The organism is Bradyrhizobium sp. USDA 4454, from assembly GCF_054822705.1.
The window spans coordinates 677,436-694,141 of sequence record NZ_JBTRCN010000001.1 but is presented as its reverse complement, the minus strand read 5'-3'; the positions used below and the strand labels follow the sequence as shown (position 1 = coordinate 694,141).

Sequence of the window (16,706 nt, the reverse complement as noted above, 5' to 3'; positions counted from 1 at the left end):
CGCGCCTGGGGGTTGGTGGCGTCATGGCGGGGCGTGGGTACACCATTTTCGACACGGCAATCGGCCGATGCGGCATCGCATGGGGCGAAGCCGGCATCGCCGGCGTGCAGCTTCCCGAGCGGCGCGAGATCGAAACCCGCAGGCGGCTGTTCAAGCTTTATCCCGATGCACGCGAGATGCGGCCGCCCGAGGAGGTCGAGGTCGCAATCGAGGGCATCGCCGCGATCATGCGCAGCGGCGATCGCGACCTGTCGGGCGTTGCGCTCGACATGGGCAGCATTCCGGCCTTCGATCAGCGCGTCTATCAGATTGTCCGCGGCATTCCCCGCGGCGAGACCCGGACCTATGACGAGGTGGCGAGGGCCCTGCGCGCTTCCGGCGCGGTCTATTCGGTGGCGCAGGCGCTCGGCCGCAATCCGTTCATGATCATCGTGCCCTGCCATCGCGTGCTCGAGGCGGGCCACTATGCCGACCGCATCTCGCCGAACGGCGGCAGCATCTCCAAGCGGCGCCTGCTTTCGATCGAGGGCGCCCAATTGACCGCCAGCAAGACCCTGTTCGACGTGCTGCTGCCGGTTGCGCGGCCCCGGCCGCAGGCCTAAATCCTGGGGTATGAACCGGTCCACGCCGTTGCAGCGCGAGCGCATCACGGTGAACGAGTTTCGCTGCACGGCGGAGCCCGGCGATAAGCCGTTCGCCGAGCAGTTCGCCTGCCACTCCGTGTCCTATGTGCGCAGCGGCAGCTTCGGCTGCCATTGCCGCGGCCGCTTCCATGAGCTGGTGGCCGGCTCGATCCTGGTCGGCCATCCCGGCGACGAATACACCTGCACCCACGACCATGTGGTCGGCGACGAATGCCTGTCCTTTTTCCTGGACCCGGAGCTGGTCGAGACCATCGGCAATCAGACGTCAGTCTGGCAGGTCGGCGCGGTGCCGCCGCTGCCGGAATTGATGGTGATCGGCGAGCTCGCCCAGACGGCGGCAGCTGGCAACAGCGACGTCGGCCTCGATGAGGTCGGTCACCTGCTTGCCAGCCGGCTGGTCGAGCTGGTGTCGGAGCGCAAGGCAAAGCCCCTCGTCGCCGGCCTGCGCGACCGCCGCCGCGCGGTTGAAACCGCGCTGTGGATCGACGCCAATTCGCAGCATCAAATCGACCTCGACGATGCCGCGGAACAGGCGGGCCTCAGCACGTTCCACTTCCTGCGGCTGTTCTCCGCGGTGCTCGGCGTCACCCCGCATCAATATCTCGTGCGCTCGCGGCTGCGGCATGCGGCACGGCGGCTGGCCGACGACGACAGTCCGATCACCGACATCGCCTATGACGTCGGCTTCGGCGATCTCTCCAATTTCGTGCGCAGCTTCCACCGCGCCGCCGGCGCCTCGCCGCTGAAGTTCCGCCAGGCCTCCCGCGGCGACCGCAAGATTCTCCAAGAACGTCTTGCGCTGCAATAGCTAGGGTTGCTCCGGTCCGCGCGTCCGTCGGCGCGCCCAACGACTGGAGACCCCATCATGTACGACCACATCGGATTACGCGTCAGTGACCTCGACGCCAGCGTGCGCTTCTACACCGCGGTGCTGGCGCCGCTTGGCTTCGTGCTGTGCTCGCGCGACGACAGCGGCGCCGGTTTCGGCCCAAAAGGCGAGCCCGCGCTCTGGCTGCATCTGCACAAGGGCAAGGCGCAGGGCGGCGCCCACATCGCGTTCCGCGCCCCGAGCCACGACGCGATCAAGACATTCCATACCGCAGGCCTGAAGGCCGGCGGCAAGGACAACGGCGCGGCGGGCCATCGCAAGGATTACAGCCCCACCTACTACGCGGCGTTTCTGCTCGACCCCGACGGCAACAATGTCGAAGCGGTGTCGACCTAAGATCAGTTGATGAAAGGACCCAATCCCATGGCCTCAATTCACAAGGACATCCCGATCGACGCACCGGCCGATCACGTCTGGGACGCACTGCGCGATTTCGGCGCGCTGCATACGCGGCTTGTGCCGGGCTTCGTGACCGACACCCAGCTCGACGGCGACGTCCGCACCGTCACCTTCAGCAACGGCACCGTGGCGCGCGAGACACTGGTCGATTGCGACGACAAGCGACGGCGGCTGGTCTATGCGATCAGCAGCGAACGGCTGAAGCAGCATTCCGCCTCGGTGCAGGTGTTCGCCGATGGCGACGCGCGTTGCCGGGTGGTGTGGATCGCCGACGTGCTGCCGCACGAGATCGCGCCCTACATGGACGCGCAGATGGACCTCGGCGCAGCGGCGATGCAGGCGGCGCAGGCCAAATCGGCGAAGGAAAAGAACGCTGCGTGACACATCCATCACCGTCACCCTGAGGAGCCGCGAAGCGGCGTCTCGAAGGGTCGACGGCCCGGCTGTATCCACGAGTGCACGCCGCTCACGGGGGCCGTCGATCCTTCGAGACGCGCGCAAGGGCGCGCTCCTCAGGATGACGGGGAAGGACCGGATGACGAGTCCAATAGCTCAAGACAGGGCCGGCTGCACTGCTGCGACCGGCGTTGATTTGCCCCAGCGCGTCAGGATCACGCTGAGGCATGAGAGCACGCCGAGCACCCCCATCGAGGCGGCGGCGAGGGCGAAGAAGTTTTGCGCGCTCGCCTCATGGGCCGACAGCCACCAGCCGCCGGTGCCGATGAAGATCAGCCGCGCGGTCTGCGCCAGCACCGGTCCCAGCACCTTCGCCGCGCCTTGCGAGGAGAAATACATCGACATCGCAAGCCCGATGAAGGCGTACATCGGCGCGGCGGTCGAGAGATATTGATGGCTGGTCGCCCGCACATGCGGATCGTTGGTGAACAGGTTGACCCAGAGATCGGGGAAGACGGCGATGAAGCTGCCGACCACACCGACCAACAGGAACGATATTGTGCCGGCGGTCCAGGCGATGCGCCGGGCCCGCGCGACGCGCTCCGCGCCGACCGCCATGCCGATCATCGGCACCGAGGCGATGCCGACCGCGAACGCGACCGAGGTCAACATGAATTCGAGCCGCGCGCCGATCCCGTAGCCGGCGAGCACCGCGGTGCCGAACTGCGCCAGCATGTGGGTGAAGATCGAGATCGTCAGGACCGATTGCAGCGGCGAGAAGCAGGAGACGGCACCGACCCTGAGGATGTCGATGAACATCGCCCATTGCACGCGCAGCCCCCTGAACTTCGGCTTCACGCGAGCGCGGCCCGAGAACAGATACCAGCCCATCACGCTGATGCTGATCGAATAGGCGATCAGCGAACCCGCCGCGACGCCGCGCATGCCGAATTGCGGCACCGGGCCGAGGCCGAGCCCGAGCGTGCCGCCGAGGATGATCTGCCACACCGCCGATGATAGGATCATGGTCGACGGCAGCTTCATGTTGCCGGTGCCGCGCAGGATGCCGGCCATCGTGTTCATCAGCCAGGGCAGGGTCGCGCCGCCGAAGAAGATCTGCGAATAGGCGATCGCCTGCGCCAGCACATTGCCGCGACCGCCGAGCAGTTCGAGCAGACGCGGACCGAAGATCAGCATGCCGAGCATGAACGTGAGACCAAAGATCAGGCCGATCAGCAGCGCATGCATGGCGAGCGTCGAGGCGCGCTCGATCTCGCCGGCGCCGAGCGCGCGCGCAATCGCGGAGGCAACACCGCCGCCCATCGCGCCGCCCGACATCGTCATGGTCAGGATCACGCAGGGAAACAGCAGCGCCATCGCCGCTAGCGACTCGACGCCGAGCCGGCCGATATAGGAGGTTTCCGCGATCACCACGCAAGTGCCGGCCGAGAGCGCGATCACGTTCGGCCAGGCCAGCCACAGCAGCGTGCGCAGGATCGGCCCGTCGAGCAGCGCGTTGCGCGCCGGCTTGCTCACCGGCGGCGGCAGCGGCCGTTCTTGTTCGTCGACAGGTATTTCGGCGAGGCCGAGATCGGACATTTCCACTCCCACGCGCGCAGTCTGGGAGCCGCGCCATGGTGTTTCCCTACCATGGCAGCGGCGGATTCCACGTGCGCGGGACGCAAGGGGGGCCTGCGCGATTGCAGGTGAACCCGGATGAACCCAGATGAACCTTGGCGCTAGCCGATCGACCAGACGAATGGCGCGCCGGCAGCGCTGTTCGGCTTCAGATGCACCGGAATATGCCGTCCGCAGCCGGCGGCAAGCCCTTCGAACAGCCCGGTCAGCACGCTGGCGCAGGCCGGGTGATAGTCGGCGACGTCAGCCATCAGCTTCCAGCCCTGCTGGCGGATCTCGAACTGGCCCTCGGACGCGCTGATGACTGCGACATCATCCTGCGACTCGAACAGCGCGCGCAGGAATGCGGCAAATTCCGTGGCACGGCCACGGCTGCCACCGAGCGCCTGCGCGACCTCGTCAAAATACTGCATGCCAATCAGTTTGCCGGTGAGATGCAGCAGATAGCTGGCATCCTCAGGCCCGAACACCTGCACCATAACGGGCGCGGCCGTCTTCACATATTCCATCGCGTAGTTGCGATAGGCCTTCTCCAGCCGCTGACGCGGCCAGCTTTCGACCGGCAGCGCCGGCGCGGTTTTGGCATCGAACAGCGGCGCTTCGAGGTGGCGCGCGAACACCAGGCGCTGATCGAGCTCGAGCGGGTGATCGTATTCGCAGTAATAGCCTTCGAGCCCGTCCTGGCCGTCGACGCTCTGCTTGGTGCAGACGAAGCCGAGCCGCAAGTTGCCGAGCGCGACCCCGTTGTTGGCGTGCCAGCCGCGCAGCATCGCGCGCGAGACCTCGCCAGGCACGCCGCAGATCGCCGTGCCCTTCCAGATCCAGCGCGGCGGCGGATAGCGGATCCAGGCCTTGCGGTCGGTCTCGTGCATGTATTCGACATGCACGCCGCCGATCCAGTTGGAGAGATAGTGATACTGCGCGGCCGCGACCGCCGGCGGCAGACCGTCGAGGCCGAGCTTCTTCAAGCCGGGCAGGAAGCGTTCCTGCTGCTGGCGGCGAAATACGCGGAAGACGAACTCGGCGGCGTCGGCCGTGCCGCGCCGCGTGACCACGGTGAGGATCAACCCGGTGAAGAAGGCGTGATAGAGATCGGCGACGCTGCGCCACTTCCGCCATTGCGCCGGTTGCTCTCCGGTCATGTTCGCTCCCGCATTCTTGTTGGCGAGATCAGGCCTCGCGCGCATGATCGTAGCCCGGATACAGCGAAGCGCAATCCGGGGGCAAGGACTATTGGTCCCGTCATCCTGAGGTGCGAGCTCTGCGAGCCTCGAAGGATGCACAGCCCGGCTCGTGGCCGATTCATCCTTCGAGGCTCGCCGAAGAGGCTCGCGCCTCAGGATGACGGCGAGAGAATATCGCTACACGCGGAAATGCTTGGAGAGCTTCAGGCCCTGCGCCTGATAGTTCGAGCCGATGCGCTGGCCGTAGAGCGCGTCGGGACGCTCCAGCATGCGCTCATAGACGAGACGGCCGACGATCTGGCCGTGCTCGAGGATGAACGGCACCTCGCGCGAGCGCACTTCCAGCACGGCGCGCGCGCCCTTGCCGCCGGCGCCGGCATAGCCGAAGCCGGGATCGAAGAAGCCGGCATAGTGGACGCGGAATTCACCGACCAAAGGATCGAACGGCACCATCTCCGCGGCGTAGTCCGGCGGCACCTGCACCGCCTCTTTCGACGCCAGGATGTAGAACTCGCCGGGATCGAGGATCAGGCTGCCGTCGGGCCGCGCCTTGATCGGCTCCCAGAACTCGTCGACCGCATAGCCGCCGCGGCGATCGACATCGACCACGCCGGTGTGACGCTTGGCGCGGTAGCCGACGAAGCCGCCCGAGCTCTCGCCGGAGAGATCGACCGACAGCGCGACGCCATGGGTGAGATCGGCGTTGTCGGCATCGACCAGCCGCTCACTGGCATGCAGCGCGTCGAGCTCGTCGGCGGTCAAGGTCGCCTCGCCGATCCGGAAGCGGACCTGGCTGAGCCGCGAGCCCTCGCGCAGCAGCACCGGAAAGGTCTTCGGTGAGATCTCCGCATAGAGCGGGCCGTGATAGCCGGCGCCGATCATGTCGAAACGGCGGGTGCCGTCGGCGATCACGCGGGTGAAGACGTCGAGCCGTCCGGTCGAGCTCTTCGGGTTGGCCGCAGCCACGATCTCCGGCGGCAGCGCCAGGCTCTCCAGCAGCGGCACGATGTAGACGCAATTGGTCTCCAGCACCGCGCCGTCGGACAGATCGATCTCGTGCAGCTTGAGCTGGTCGATCCGCTCGGCGACGGTGGCATCGGGCCCCGGCAGGAAGCTGGCACGGACCCGATAGGCGATATCGCCAAGCCGCAGGTCGAGGCTCGCCGGCTGGATCTGGCTTTCGACAAAGTCGTAGGCGGGCAGAATGAGGCCAGCCTCCGCCATCTCCGCGATCATGCGGTCAGGCAGGATTCCGTTGGATTCATCTTCCAGCGTGAACGACACGGCACGGTCCCTCGGGATGGCCCAACCCTACTCCAGGCGGCCACCAAGCCCCAAAATATGGGCTTTTACGGGTTATCCGATGACCGTCTTGACGGAAAGGGCGCGAGGGAATATCAGCTCCACTTATCCCGTGGTGATTTGAGCCGGCCGGCTTGCAGCCACGTTAAATAAGTCGCTAAACAGGCCGGGGACAGTGTGATCCCGGCTTGTGGAGGTTGCTCCAGGCCGGTTTTTTTGTGGCCATTTTCGAAAGGGAAATGGCCACTCCGGAGGTCACATGTCTGAATCGAAGGATACCGCCCGCTTCCGTCCCGAAACCCGCCTGGTCCATGGCGGCACGCTGCGCTCGCAGTTCGGGGAGACGTCGGAAGGGCTGTTTCTCACCCAGGGCTACGTCTACGACAGCGCCGAGCAATGCGAGGCGCGCTTCAAGGGCCAGGACCCCGGCTTCATCTATTCGCGCTATTCCAACCCGACCATTGCGATGTTCGAGCGCCGCATGATCGAGCTCGAGGGCGCGGAAGCCGCGCGCTCGACCGCGACCGGCATGGCCGCGGTGACCACCGCGATCCTCGCGCCGCTAAAGGCCGGCGATCACGTGGTGGCCTCGAAGGCGCTGTTCGGCTCCTGCCTCTACGTCGTGCAGGACCTGTTGCCGCGCTACGGCATCGAGACGACCTTGGTCGACGGCCTCGATCTCGACCAATGGCAGCGCGCGTTGCGGCCGAACACCAAGACCTTCTTCCTGGAGAGCCCGACCAATCCGACGCTCGACGTGCTCGATATCGGCGCGATCGCCAAGATCGCGCACAGCGGCGGCGCCCGGCTGATCGTCGACAACGTGTTCGCGACGCCGATCTGGCAGAGCCCGCTGTCACTCGGCGCCGATGTCGTGGTCTATTCGGCGACCAAGCATATCGACGGCCAGGGCCGATGTCTCGGCGGCATCATCCTGTCGTCGGAAGCCTTCATCGCCGAGCATATCCATAATTTCATGCGCCAGACCGGCCCGTCGCTGTCGCCGTTCAACGCCTGGGTGCTGCTGAAGGGGCTGGAGACGCTCGGCGTCCGCGTCCGCGCCCAGACCGAGAACGCGGCCAAGATCGCCGAGGCGCTGGCGAAACATCCGAAGGTCACCCGGCTGGTCTATCCTGGCCGCCCCGATCATCCGCAGGCCGAAACGGTGAAGAAGCAGATGGGCGCCGGCTCGACGCTGGTCGGCTTCGAAGTCAAGGACGGCAAGGCCGGCGCGTTCCGCTGCCTCAACGCGCTGAAGATCTCGCGCATCTCCAACAATCTCGGCGATGCCAAGAGCCTGGTCACGCATCCCGCAACCACGACGCATCAGCGCCTGGCGCCGGAGGCCCGCGCCGAGCTCGGCATCAGCGAAGGCTTCATCCGCTTCTCCGCCGGGCTCGAGCATCCCGACGATTTGATCGAGGATTTCGAGCGAGCGCTGGAGCAGGTCTGAACTTGGATCGGCAGCGGAGGTTCACCTCTCCCTTGGGAGAGGTCGGCGCGTAGCGCCGGGTGAGGGATTAAGGTCCCTCGTTGGAGCCGCGGCCCCTCACCCGATTTGCTGCGCAAATCGACCTCTCCCCAATGGGGAGAGGTAAAGAGAGCGCGCGGTCAAAGCGATTCATCAAAGTTCATCGTGCTCTAAGTCGCCGCCGTCGTCACACCGCCGTCGACCACGATGGTCTGGCCGGTCATGAAGGTCGAGGCATCGGAGGCGAGATAGGCGACCGCGCCGGCGATCTCGTCGGGCTCGCCGATGCGGCGGAGCGGCGTCGACGCGGTGCGGCGCTTCAGATTATCCGGATCCTCCCACAGCGCGCGGGCGAAATCGGTTTTCACGAGGCCCGGCGCCACGCAATTGACCCGCACGCCCTTCGGCCCCCATTCGCCGGCGAGGCTGCGGCACAGCGCAAAGTCGGCCGCCTTGGAGATGCCGTATGCGCCGATCACGGTCGAGCCGCGCAAGCCGCCGATCGAGGAGATGATCACGACCGAGCCCTTGCCGCGTTCGGCCATCTGCGGGATCGCCAGTGCGGAGAGCCAGATGTTGCTCTTGACGTTGGAGCCCATGATCTTGTCGAAGGCCTCGTCCGTGATGTCGAGCAGCGGGCCGTAATAGGGGTTCACCGCGGCGTTGCAGACCAGGATGTCGATCTTGCCGTAGTGCTTGATGGTGCCCGAGACCAGCGCCTCGACCTCGGGGCGGCGTGCGATGTTGCAGGGAATGACGAGCGCGTCACCGCCGGCCTTCTTGATGCCGTCGGCGACCTCTTCGCAGGCATCCGCCTTGCGCGAGGAGATCACGACCTTGGCGCCGAGCTTTGCCAAGAGCTCCGCCGACGCGCGGCCGATGCCGCGGCTCGAGCCGGTGATGACCGCGACCTGGCCGGTGAGATCGAACGGGGTGTTTTTCATTGTTGTTGGCTCCCCGGCTCCGTCATTCCGGGGCTCGCGAAGCGAGAACCCGGAATCCATTGGGCCGCATCATTGATGGTGGAATGGATTCCGGGCTCAGCCCTTCGGGCTGCCCCGGAATGACAGTTGAGGACTAAGCCAGCAGGCCGCCACCCTCGCTGACACGACGCAGATGATAGTCGGTGTCGCCGAGCGTGTTCTCGATCATGGTCAGCCGCTTGAAGTAGTGGCCGATCTTGGCCTCCATGGTCATGCCGATGCCGCCGTGAAGCTGGATCGACTGCTGGCCGACGAACTTCAGGGACTTGCCGACCTGCACCTTGGCGGCCGCGACCGCGGACGAACGCTCCTTTGCATCGTCGAAGTCCGACGCCATGGTCGCGAACATCGACATGCTGCGGGCCTGCTCCAGCGCCACGAACATGTCGGCGGCGCGGTGCTGCAGGCTCTGGAACGAGCCGATCGGAACCCCGAACTGCTTGCGGGTCTTGATGTACTCGACGGTCTCCTTCAGCGACTCGTCCATCGCGCCGACCGCTTCCGCGCACAGCGCAATGCGGGCTTCGTCCGCGACGCGCTCGATTAGCGGCAGGCCGTTTTCGGGATCGCCGATCGCAGCATCCGCACCGACCTCGACATTGGTGAAGGTGATGTCGGCCGCGTGCAGGCCGTCCTGGGTCGGATATCCCTTTTTGGTGACGCCCTTGGCATCCGCCGGGACCAGGAACACACCGATGCCGGTCTTGTCGCGCTGGCCGCCCTTGGTGCGCGCGGTGACGATCAAGGTGTCGGCATTCTCGCCGTTGAGCACGACAAACTTCTCGCCGTCGATGACCCAGCCACTGCCCTTCTTCTTGGCCGTGGTCACGACGTCGAACAGGTCGTAACGGGAGTTCTTCTCGAGTTGGGCAAAGCCGAAGGTCTTGCTGCCGTCGATGATACCCGGGATGTACTTGGCCTTCTGCTCGGCCGAGCCGCCATGGCGCAGGAAACCGCCGGCGACCACGACGGTGGCGAGATAAGGCTCGACCACCAGCGCCTTGCCGAGCGCTTCCATCACGATCATGGTCTCGACCGCGCCGGCACCGAAGCCGCCATCGGCCTCGGCGAAGGGCAGACCGAGCAGGCCCTGCTCGGCGAGCTTGCCCCAGAGCGCTTTGCTCCAGCCGCCCTTCTCCTTCATGTACTTCTTGCGCGCATCGAAGTCGTAGGCATCGGTGAGAAGCCCGTCGATGCTTTCCTTGAGAAGCCGCTGCTCCTCGGACAGATCAAAATCCATTTTACCATCTCTCCAAAATCAAGCGGGCGTCGGGCCCTGATCTCCACTCGTCATCCCCGCGAAGGCGGGGATCCAGTACGCCGCGTCGCTCATTGGGAATTCCGACCGCCTCGGCGTACTGGGTCCCCCGCCTGCGCGGGGGACGACAGCTGAATGTGTGGCTTACAACCCCAGCACCGCCTTGCTGATGATGTTGCGCTGGATCTCGTTGGAGCCGCCGTAGATCGAGACCTTGCGGTTGTTGAAGTAGCTCGGCGCGATCTGCGCGGTCCAATCCATGCTCTCGTTCGAGCCGGCATCGCCGTGCTCGTCATAGGGCGCGGCGAACGGACCGATGATCTCCATCAAAAGCTCGGTGGTGGTCTGCTGGATCTCCGAGCCCTTGATCTTGAGCACCGAGGACGCCGGGTTGGGCTTGCCCTTGCCGTGCTTGCCCTCGTCGGCGACGACGCGGAGCTGGGTCAGCTCGAGCGCCTTCAGCTCGATCTCGCAGGCCGTGAGCTTCTCGCGGAACGTCGGGTCCTCGATCACCGGACGGCCGCCCGACTCGACCTTGGAGGCCAGCGCGCGGATGCGGCGCAGCCGCTCCTTCGACACGCCGACCCGGGCGATCCCGGTGCGTTCGTTGCCGAGCAGGAATTTGGCGTAATCCCAGCCCTTGTTCTCCTCGCCGATCAGATTCTCGTAGGGTACCTCGACGTCGTCGAAGAACACCTCGTTGACCTCGTGGCCGCCGTCGATGGTCTGGATCGGGCGCACCGTGACGCCCTTCGACTTCATGCTGAACACGATGAAGGAGATGCCCATCTGCTTCTTCGCGGCCGGATCGGTGCGGCAGAGGCAGAAAATCATGTCGGCGTACTGCGCGAGCGTGGTCCAGGTCTTCTGGCCGTTGATGATCCACTTGTCGCCACGGCGCTCGGCCTTGGTCTTCAGCGAGGCGAGGTCCGAACCCGAACCCGGCTCCGAGAAGCCCTGGCACCACCAGTCGTCGACATTGGCGATGCGCGGCAGATACTTCTTCTTCTGTTCCTCATTGCCGAACGTGTAGATCACCGGGCCGACCATGCTGACGCCGAAGGCGAGCGGCTGCGGCGCCGGATAGGACTGCAGCTCCTCGTTGAAGATGTAGTGCTGCACGCTGCTCCAGCCGGTGCCGCCATATTCCTTCGGCCAGTGGGTGACGCCCCAGCCCTTCTTGTTGAGGATGCGCCACCAGGTGACCATCTCGTCCTTCGACAGATGGCGGCCCTCCTGCAGCTTGCGCCTTGTCTCCGGCGGCACGTTGTTCTTGAAGAACTCCCGCACCTCCTCGCGAAACGCTATCTCTTCCTTGGTGAAAGCGAGATCCATCGGATCCTCCTTTGAACGAAATACAAGACGTCATTCCGGGGCGCGACGCAGTCGCGAACCCGGAATCTAGAAGTTGTGGCGCGAGATTCCGGGTTCATTCGCGTGCCGCGAATGCCCCGGAATGACGGCGGAGACAATGACTGCACATGTCATGAGCGAGATCCTGATGCGGCCTGTGGGTGGCGTGATTGAGATGTCCCGGGCTGCTGCTGGCGCAATTCGTGACGCGACAGCTTGCCGACCGGGGTGCGCGGCAGTTCGGCGACGAACTCGACCGCCGCCGGCAGTTCGTGCTTGCCGACCTTGCCGGCGAGGAACGCGCGCAGCTCGTCGATCGAGAACGGCTTCTCGCCGTCGCGCAGCTTGATGAAGGCCTTTGCCGCCTCGCCGCGGTAATCGTCGGGAATCCCGATCACGATCACCTCCTGCACGGCGGGATGGGTGTAGATCGCCTGCTCGATCATCTGCGGATAGACGTTGAAGCCGCCGGAGATGATCATGTCCTTCTTGCGGTCGACCAGATAGAAATAGCCGTCGGCGTCCATGTAGCCGATGTCGCCGGTGAGGAAGCGGTCGCCGACGAAGGCTTCCGCGGTCTCCGCCGGCCTGTTCCAGTAGCCCTTGGTGACGTTCGGGCCGCGGATGCGGATCTCGCCGACCTCGCCGACCGGCATCACCCTGGTAGGATCCTCCAGCGACACCACGTCCATCTCGATGCCGGGCAGCATCAGCCCGATCGAGCCCGGCTTCTCCGGGCCGTCCTTGGGATGACCGGTACCGGGCGAGCAGGTCTCGGTCATGCCCCAGCCGCTCTTCAGCTTCATGCCGACGCGGCGCTCGAAGACCTTTGCGACCTCGACCGGCAGCGGCGCGCCGCCGGAGCCGGCGACGACCAGCGAGGAGAGATCGCGCTTGTCGAGATCGGGCAGCGAGGCGATCGCGATCCACATCGTCGGCACGCCGGGAAACACCGTCGCGCGCTTGACCTCGATGTCGCGCATCACGGCCTCGACGTCGAAGCGCTGGTGCAGCGAGATCAGGTGGCCGCGCCGGATCGCCGACAGCAGCACCACGGTCAACGCATAGATATGAAACAGCGGCAGCACGCAGATCACGCGCTCGATCGCATTGCGTTCGAGCCGCGCGGGCCTGCCCCAGACATCGTAGATCGACACTGCCGCGGTGAGATTGCCGTGGCTGAGCATGGCGCCCTTCGGCAGACCCGTGGTGCCGCCGGTATATTGCAGCAGCGCGACGTCCTCGACGTCGACCGCGGGCCATTGCGACGGCTTAACTGCGCCATCGATGAACTGGCGATGCGTGATCACGGCGGGATTGTCGGGCAGCGCGGTTTGCGGCGTGCCGGCCCTGCCCCAATTGTCGTCCTCGCAGACGATCAGACGATCGAGCAGACCCTTGGCGAGGAACTTCAGCGCGGTGGGCAGCAGCGCCGAGAGGTTGCTGGTGACCAGCACGCGCGCGCCGGAATCCGAGAGCTTGTGCGACAGCGCGATCTCGCCGTCGAGCGGCGACAGATGCACGACGCGGGCGCCGGCCTTCAGCGCGCCGAAGAAATTGATCGGATGATCCGGCGAGTTGCCGAGGAACAGCGCGACCGAGGTGCCCTTGCCGTAGCCGGCGCGCATGAAGGCGGCGGCCGCGGTCTCCACCAGGGCTTCGAGCTCGCTGTAGCTGATCTGCCGGTCGCGGAATTCGAGCACCGGGCGCGCGCCATATTCGGCGGCCGCGGTCGAGAGCAGGTCCGGCAGCGTACCGCGCGTGATCTCGTCGCTCCACCGCACGCCCGTGGGATAATATCGTTCGCCGGGATAGGTCATGGATGCCTTCGCAGGGACTCTATGAAGTCGTCATTCCGGGATGGCCCGAAGGGCCAGGCCCGGAATCCATCAGGCCGCTCGTGCCGGGGCGCAATGGGTTCCGGGTTCATCGCTTTCGCGATGCCCCGGAACGACATGTGGTTAGGCCTTCAGCCAATCACGCCGCCTTCGACGGCGCGGCGAGCGAGGCGAAGGTCTTGCCCTCATCGGCGAGCTTCTTCAGCAGCGGCGCCGGCTCGAGCGAGGGATCGTTGGTCTCCTTGGCGTAGAAGGCCAGGCGATCGGCGATATGCTTGAGGCCGACAGTATCGGCCCAGTACATCGGGCCGCCGCGATAGATCGGCCAGCCATAGCCATAGAGCCAGACCACGTCGATGTCCGACGGCCGCGCCGCGATGCCCTCGGCGAGGATCTTGGCGCCCTCGTTGATCATCGGGTACATCATGCGCTCGAGGATCTCGTCGTCGGTGACGACGCGCTTCTTGCGGCCGAGGCGCGCGAGCGTCTCGTCGATCAGCTTCTCGACCTCCGGATCGGGCAGCGCCGCGCGCGAGCCCGGTTCGTACTTGTAGTAGCCCTTGCCGGTCTTCTGGCCGAAGCGGCCGGCTTCGCACAGCGCGTCCGCGATCTCCGACTTGATGCCGCGGTCCTTGCGCGAGCGCCAGCCGATATCGAGGCCGGCGAGGTCGCCCATCGCGAACGGGCCCATCGGCATGCCGAACTTGGTGACGACGGCGTCGACCTGCTGCGGCAGCGCGCCTTCGAACAACAGCTTCTCGGACTGCTTGCCGCGCTGCGCCAGCATGCGGTTGCCGACGAAGCCGTCGCAGACACCGACCACGGCCGGCACTTTTGCAATTTTGCGGGCGACCGACACCGCGGTCACCAGCGCGTCGGGCGCGGTCTTGTCGGCGCGCACGATCTCGCACAGCTTCATGACGTTGGCCGGCGAGAAGAAGTGCATGCCGAGCACGTCCTGCGGACGGTTGGTCGCCTTCGCGATCTCGTCGATGTTGAGATAGGACGTGTTGGAGGCCAGCACCGCGCCCGGCTTGGCGTATTGGTCGAGCTTGCCGAACACCTCCTTCTTGACCGCCATGGTCTCGAACACCGCCTCGATCACCAGATCGGCGTCACCGACGTTCTCGATGCCGACGACGCCGTTGATCAGCGCCATCCGCTTGGCGGGCGCGTCCGCCGGGATGCCGCCGCGCGCGGCGGTCGCCTCGTAGTTCTTCTGCATGATGCCCATGCCGCGCTTGAGCTGCTCCTCACCGGTCTCTATCAGCGTGACCGGGATGCCGGCATTGGCGAACGACATCGCGATGCCGCCGCCCATGGTGCCGGCGCCGAGGATGGCGACGCGCGCGACGTTGCGGCCCTTGGTGCCCTCAGGAATGCCGGAGATCTTGGCGGCCTCGCGCTCGGCGAAGAAGGCGTAGCGCTGCGCCTTGGACTGGTCGCCGTTCATCAGCTTGAGGAAGCCCTCGCGCTCCTTCTTCAGGCCCTCCTCGAACGGCAGGTCGATCGCGGCGCCGACGGCATCGGCCGCGGCGAACGGCGCTTCGAGGCCGCGCGACTTCTTGGTCAGCGCGGCGACTGCATTGGTGAAGATCGAACGGTCGGCCTTGGCCGCGGCGAGCTTTGAGTCGTCATCGCGCAGCTTGCGCAGCGGACGCTTCTCGGCGACCACCTTGCGCGCAAATGCCTCGCCGCCCGACGCCGGACCTTCCACGATCTCCTCGATCAGGCCGGCCTTCAGCGCGAGTTCGGCGCCGATCGGATCGCCTCCGACGATCATCTTGACGGCGAGCTCGGGACCGACCGCGCGCGGCAGGCGCTGAGTACCGCCGGCGCCCGGCAGCAGGCCGAGCTTCACCTCGGGCAGGCCGAGCTTGGCGTCCTTGGTGGCGACGCGATAGTGGCAGGCCAGCGCGACCTCGAGGCCGCCGCCGAGCGCGGTGCCGTGGATTGCGGCAACGATCGGCTTCGGCGAGCTCTCCATCAGGCTCAGCACCTCGGCGAGCCCGGGCGGCTTCGGCGGCTTGCCGAATTCGGTGATGTCGGCGCCGGCGATGAAGGTGCGGCCGGCGCAGGTCAGCACGATGCCCTGGACCTGCGCATCGTCGATCGCGGCCTTGATGCACTCGAAGATGCCGCCGCGCACCGCGGCGCTCAGCGCGTTTACGGGCGGACTGTTAACCGTGACGACGGCAATGTTGTCATGACGTTCGAGCTTGACGACTTCACTCACCGGGAGTCTCCCTGGATGCTTGTTCTTGAACTTGTGTTGAGTAGCTGCACGACTTGCGTCGAGCCGCTACGATTAGACCAATTTCGCACTGCGAAATTTAATTCCACATCTTGACACGGAGGGTTATTTTGAAGCACGAGCCTTGTCAACGAGCATGACAAGGGCAGGACAAGGATAGGGATGAAGCGCGCCAGCAAGAAAGCAGCGACCGATCGCAATTTCGTCGTCGCGCTTTCCCGCGGACTGGACGTCCTGCGCGCATTTCAGCCCAATGACGGGCTGCTCGGCAATCAGGAGATTGCAGCCCGCACCAAGTTACCGAAGCCGACCATTTCCCGGCTGACCTACACGCTGACCAAGCTGGGATACCTTACACCGGTACCGAAATTCGAGAAGTATCAGCTCGCGCCGTCGGCGATGGCGCTGGGCTATGCCGCGCTCGCCAATCTCGGCGTTCGGCATTTGTCCGAGCCGTATCGAGAAGAAGTGATGCGCGCGACCGGCGGCGCCGTCGCGGTTGGCGGCCGCGATCGTCACAGCATGATCTATTTCGGCCAGAGCCGGAACGGACTGGCGCTCGGCGTGCAACTCGACGTCGGCTCGCGGGTGCCGATCGCAACCACCGCGATGGGCCGTGCCTATATTTGGGCATTGCCACCCGAAGAGCGTGCGGCTTTATTACGCGAGCTGCGGGATCACTATGGCAGCCGCTGGGCCAAGATGCGTGACGGCATCGAACGTTCCGGCGAGACGGTGGCGAAGCACGGCTTCGCCATGTCGGCCGGCGACTGGCAGAACGACGTCGCCGCGGTCGGCGTCGCGTTGAGATTGAATGACGGAACCGGTCCTTACGCCTTCAATTGCGGCGCGCCGGCATTCCGTTTCACGGAAGATAGATTGCTCAACGACATTGGACCTCGTCTTGTCGCGATGGTAAGGAACATCGAGCAGGCGCTCGGTGGAATGGCGCCGCAATCCAAAAAAGAAGAACGCAAAAAGTCTAGAGTAGGAGGGAAAGTTGCACGTTTGGCCGAGGGGATCAGATAGCCTCCATCACGTCCGGCGAAGCACATCGCAGGATAGCTCGCACCGCTCGACGACGGCGGGCGAGACGA

Annotated in this window: 14 protein-coding genes and 1 riboswitch; of the genes, 6 read left to right on the top strand and 8 right to left on the bottom strand. The window is 65.4% G+C overall.

All coding sequences use genetic code 11. From position 1 onward, the window contains the following. Nucleotides 1-23 precede the first annotated feature (23 nt). From ACVIW0_RS03150 to ACVIW0_RS03135, 4 genes are read left to right on the top strand one after another with little or no spacing between them, the layout of a single operon-like run. Nucleotides 24-602: a methylated-DNA--[protein]-cysteine S-methyltransferase gene (locus ACVIW0_RS03150; protein WP_461351000.1), complete on the top strand. Its 579-nt coding sequence runs from the start codon at nucleotides 24-26 to the stop codon at nucleotides 600-602. Nucleotides 603-612: 10 nt separating this feature from the next. Next, complete coding sequence (locus ACVIW0_RS03145) at nucleotides 613-1,452, top strand: helix-turn-helix domain-containing protein (protein ID WP_461350999.1); 840 nt, start codon at nucleotides 613-615, stop codon at nucleotides 1,450-1,452. A 57-nt stretch (nucleotides 1,453-1,509) separates the two neighbouring features. After that, a complete protein-coding gene (locus tag ACVIW0_RS03140; RefSeq protein ID WP_461350998.1) occupies nucleotides 1,510-1,869 on the top strand; it encodes a VOC family protein in 360 nt (119 codons plus the stop codon). 27 nt (nucleotides 1,870-1,896) lie between these two features. Further along, nucleotides 1,897-2,313 carry an SRPBCC family protein gene (locus ACVIW0_RS03135; protein ID WP_461350997.1) on the top strand — a complete coding sequence of 139 codons (417 nt, stop codon included), beginning with the start codon at nucleotides 1,897-1,899 and terminating at the stop codon, nucleotides 2,311-2,313. Nucleotides 2,314-2,484: 171 nt separating this feature from the next. On the opposite strand, the gene ACVIW0_RS03130 is transcribed toward ACVIW0_RS03135, so the two are convergent. From ACVIW0_RS03130 to ACVIW0_RS03120, 3 genes are all read right to left on the bottom strand, one after another. Next, complete coding sequence (locus ACVIW0_RS03130; RefSeq protein WP_461350996.1) at nucleotides 2,485-3,927, bottom strand: MATE family efflux transporter; 1,443 nt, start codon at nucleotides 3,925-3,927, stop codon at nucleotides 2,485-2,487. Nucleotides 3,928-4,067: 140 nt separating this feature from the next. Beyond that, nucleotides 4,068-5,108: a hypothetical protein gene (locus tag ACVIW0_RS03125; protein ID WP_461350995.1), complete on the bottom strand. Its 1,041-nt coding sequence runs from the start codon at nucleotides 5,106-5,108 to the stop codon at nucleotides 4,068-4,070. Between the two features lie 219 nt (nucleotides 5,109-5,327). Next, on the bottom strand, nucleotides 5,328-6,434 hold the full coding sequence (locus ACVIW0_RS03120; protein WP_456797128.1) for a 2'-deoxycytidine 5'-triphosphate deaminase: 1,107 nt from the start codon (nucleotides 6,432-6,434) through the stop codon (nucleotides 5,328-5,330). Nucleotides 6,435-6,554: 120 nt separating this feature from the next. Continuing rightward, nucleotides 6,555-6,634: riboswitch (SAM riboswitch) on the top strand. Between the two features lie 77 nt (nucleotides 6,635-6,711). Here ACVIW0_RS03120 and ACVIW0_RS03115 point away from each other — a divergent pair. Then, nucleotides 6,712-7,905: an O-succinylhomoserine sulfhydrylase gene (locus ACVIW0_RS03115; RefSeq protein WP_461350994.1), complete on the top strand. Its 1,194-nt coding sequence runs from the start codon at nucleotides 6,712-6,714 to the stop codon at nucleotides 7,903-7,905. A gap of 188 nt (nucleotides 7,906-8,093) precedes the next feature. Here the strand turns inward: ACVIW0_RS03115 and ACVIW0_RS03110 are convergent, their stop codons facing one another. The 5 genes from ACVIW0_RS03110 to ACVIW0_RS03090 form a co-directional block, all read right to left on the bottom strand. Next, on the bottom strand, nucleotides 8,094-8,867 hold the full coding sequence (locus tag ACVIW0_RS03110; protein WP_461350993.1) for an SDR family NAD(P)-dependent oxidoreductase: 774 nt from the start codon (nucleotides 8,865-8,867) through the stop codon (nucleotides 8,094-8,096). Between the two features lie 133 nt (nucleotides 8,868-9,000). After that, nucleotides 9,001-10,146, bottom strand: coding sequence for a pimeloyl-CoA dehydrogenase small subunit (pimD, locus tag ACVIW0_RS03105; protein ID WP_461350992.1), 1,146 nt, complete (start codon nucleotides 10,144-10,146; stop codon nucleotides 9,001-9,003). A gap of 162 nt (nucleotides 10,147-10,308) precedes the next feature. Continuing rightward, entirely contained in the window at nucleotides 10,309-11,499 is a 1,191-nt protein-coding gene (pimC, locus tag ACVIW0_RS03100) for a pimeloyl-CoA dehydrogenase large subunit (protein ID WP_461350991.1), read from the bottom strand. A 149-nt stretch (nucleotides 11,500-11,648) separates the two neighbouring features. Then, nucleotides 11,649-13,337 (bottom strand): dicarboxylate--CoA ligase PimA, encoded by a 1,689-nt coding sequence (gene pimA, locus ACVIW0_RS03095; RefSeq protein ID WP_461350990.1) that lies wholly within the window; start codon nucleotides 13,335-13,337, stop codon nucleotides 11,649-11,651. Between the two features lie 157 nt (nucleotides 13,338-13,494). After that, complete coding sequence (locus tag ACVIW0_RS03090; RefSeq protein WP_461350989.1) at nucleotides 13,495-15,591, bottom strand: 3-hydroxyacyl-CoA dehydrogenase NAD-binding domain-containing protein; 2,097 nt, start codon at nucleotides 15,589-15,591, stop codon at nucleotides 13,495-13,497. 180 nt (nucleotides 15,592-15,771) lie between these two features. Here ACVIW0_RS03090 and ACVIW0_RS03085 point away from each other — a divergent pair, with 180 nt between their 5' ends. Continuing rightward, complete coding sequence (locus tag ACVIW0_RS03085) at nucleotides 15,772-16,638, top strand: IclR family transcriptional regulator (protein WP_461350988.1); 867 nt, start codon at nucleotides 15,772-15,774, stop codon at nucleotides 16,636-16,638. Nucleotides 16,639-16,706: the final 68 nt, after the last annotated feature.

Coding starts and splice junctions, on each gene's coding strand:
- ACVIW0_RS03150 (WP_461351000.1), top strand. CDS start 24: ATGGCGGGGCGTGGGTACACCATTTTCGACACGGCAATCGGCCGATGC.
- ACVIW0_RS03145 (WP_461350999.1), top strand. CDS start 613: ATGAACCGGTCCACGCCGTTGCAGCGCGAGCGCATCACGGTGAACGAG.
- ACVIW0_RS03140 (WP_461350998.1), top strand. CDS start 1,510: ATGTACGACCACATCGGATTACGCGTCAGTGACCTCGACGCCAGCGTG.
- ACVIW0_RS03135 (WP_461350997.1), top strand. CDS start 1,897: ATGGCCTCAATTCACAAGGACATCCCGATCGACGCACCGGCCGATCAC.
- ACVIW0_RS03130 (WP_461350996.1), bottom strand. CDS start 3,927: ATGTCCGATCTCGGCCTCGCCGAAATACCTGTCGACGAACAAGAACGG.
- ACVIW0_RS03125 (WP_461350995.1), bottom strand. CDS start 5,108: ATGACCGGAGAGCAACCGGCGCAATGGCGGAAGTGGCGCAGCGTCGCC.
- ACVIW0_RS03115 (WP_461350994.1), top strand. CDS start 6,712: ATGTCTGAATCGAAGGATACCGCCCGCTTCCGTCCCGAAACCCGCCTG.
- ACVIW0_RS03110 (WP_461350993.1), bottom strand. CDS start 8,867: ATGAAAAACACCCCGTTCGATCTCACCGGCCAGGTCGCGGTCATCACC.
- pimD (WP_461350992.1), bottom strand. CDS start 10,146: ATGGATTTTGATCTGTCCGAGGAGCAGCGGCTTCTCAAGGAAAGCATC.
- pimC (WP_461350991.1), bottom strand. CDS start 11,499: ATGGATCTCGCTTTCACCAAGGAAGAGATAGCGTTTCGCGAGGAGGTG.
- pimA (WP_461350990.1), bottom strand. CDS start 13,337: ATGACCTATCCCGGCGAACGATATTATCCCACGGGCGTGCGGTGGAGC.
- ACVIW0_RS03085 (WP_461350988.1), top strand. CDS start 15,772: ATGAAGCGCGCCAGCAAGAAAGCAGCGACCGATCGCAATTTCGTCGTC.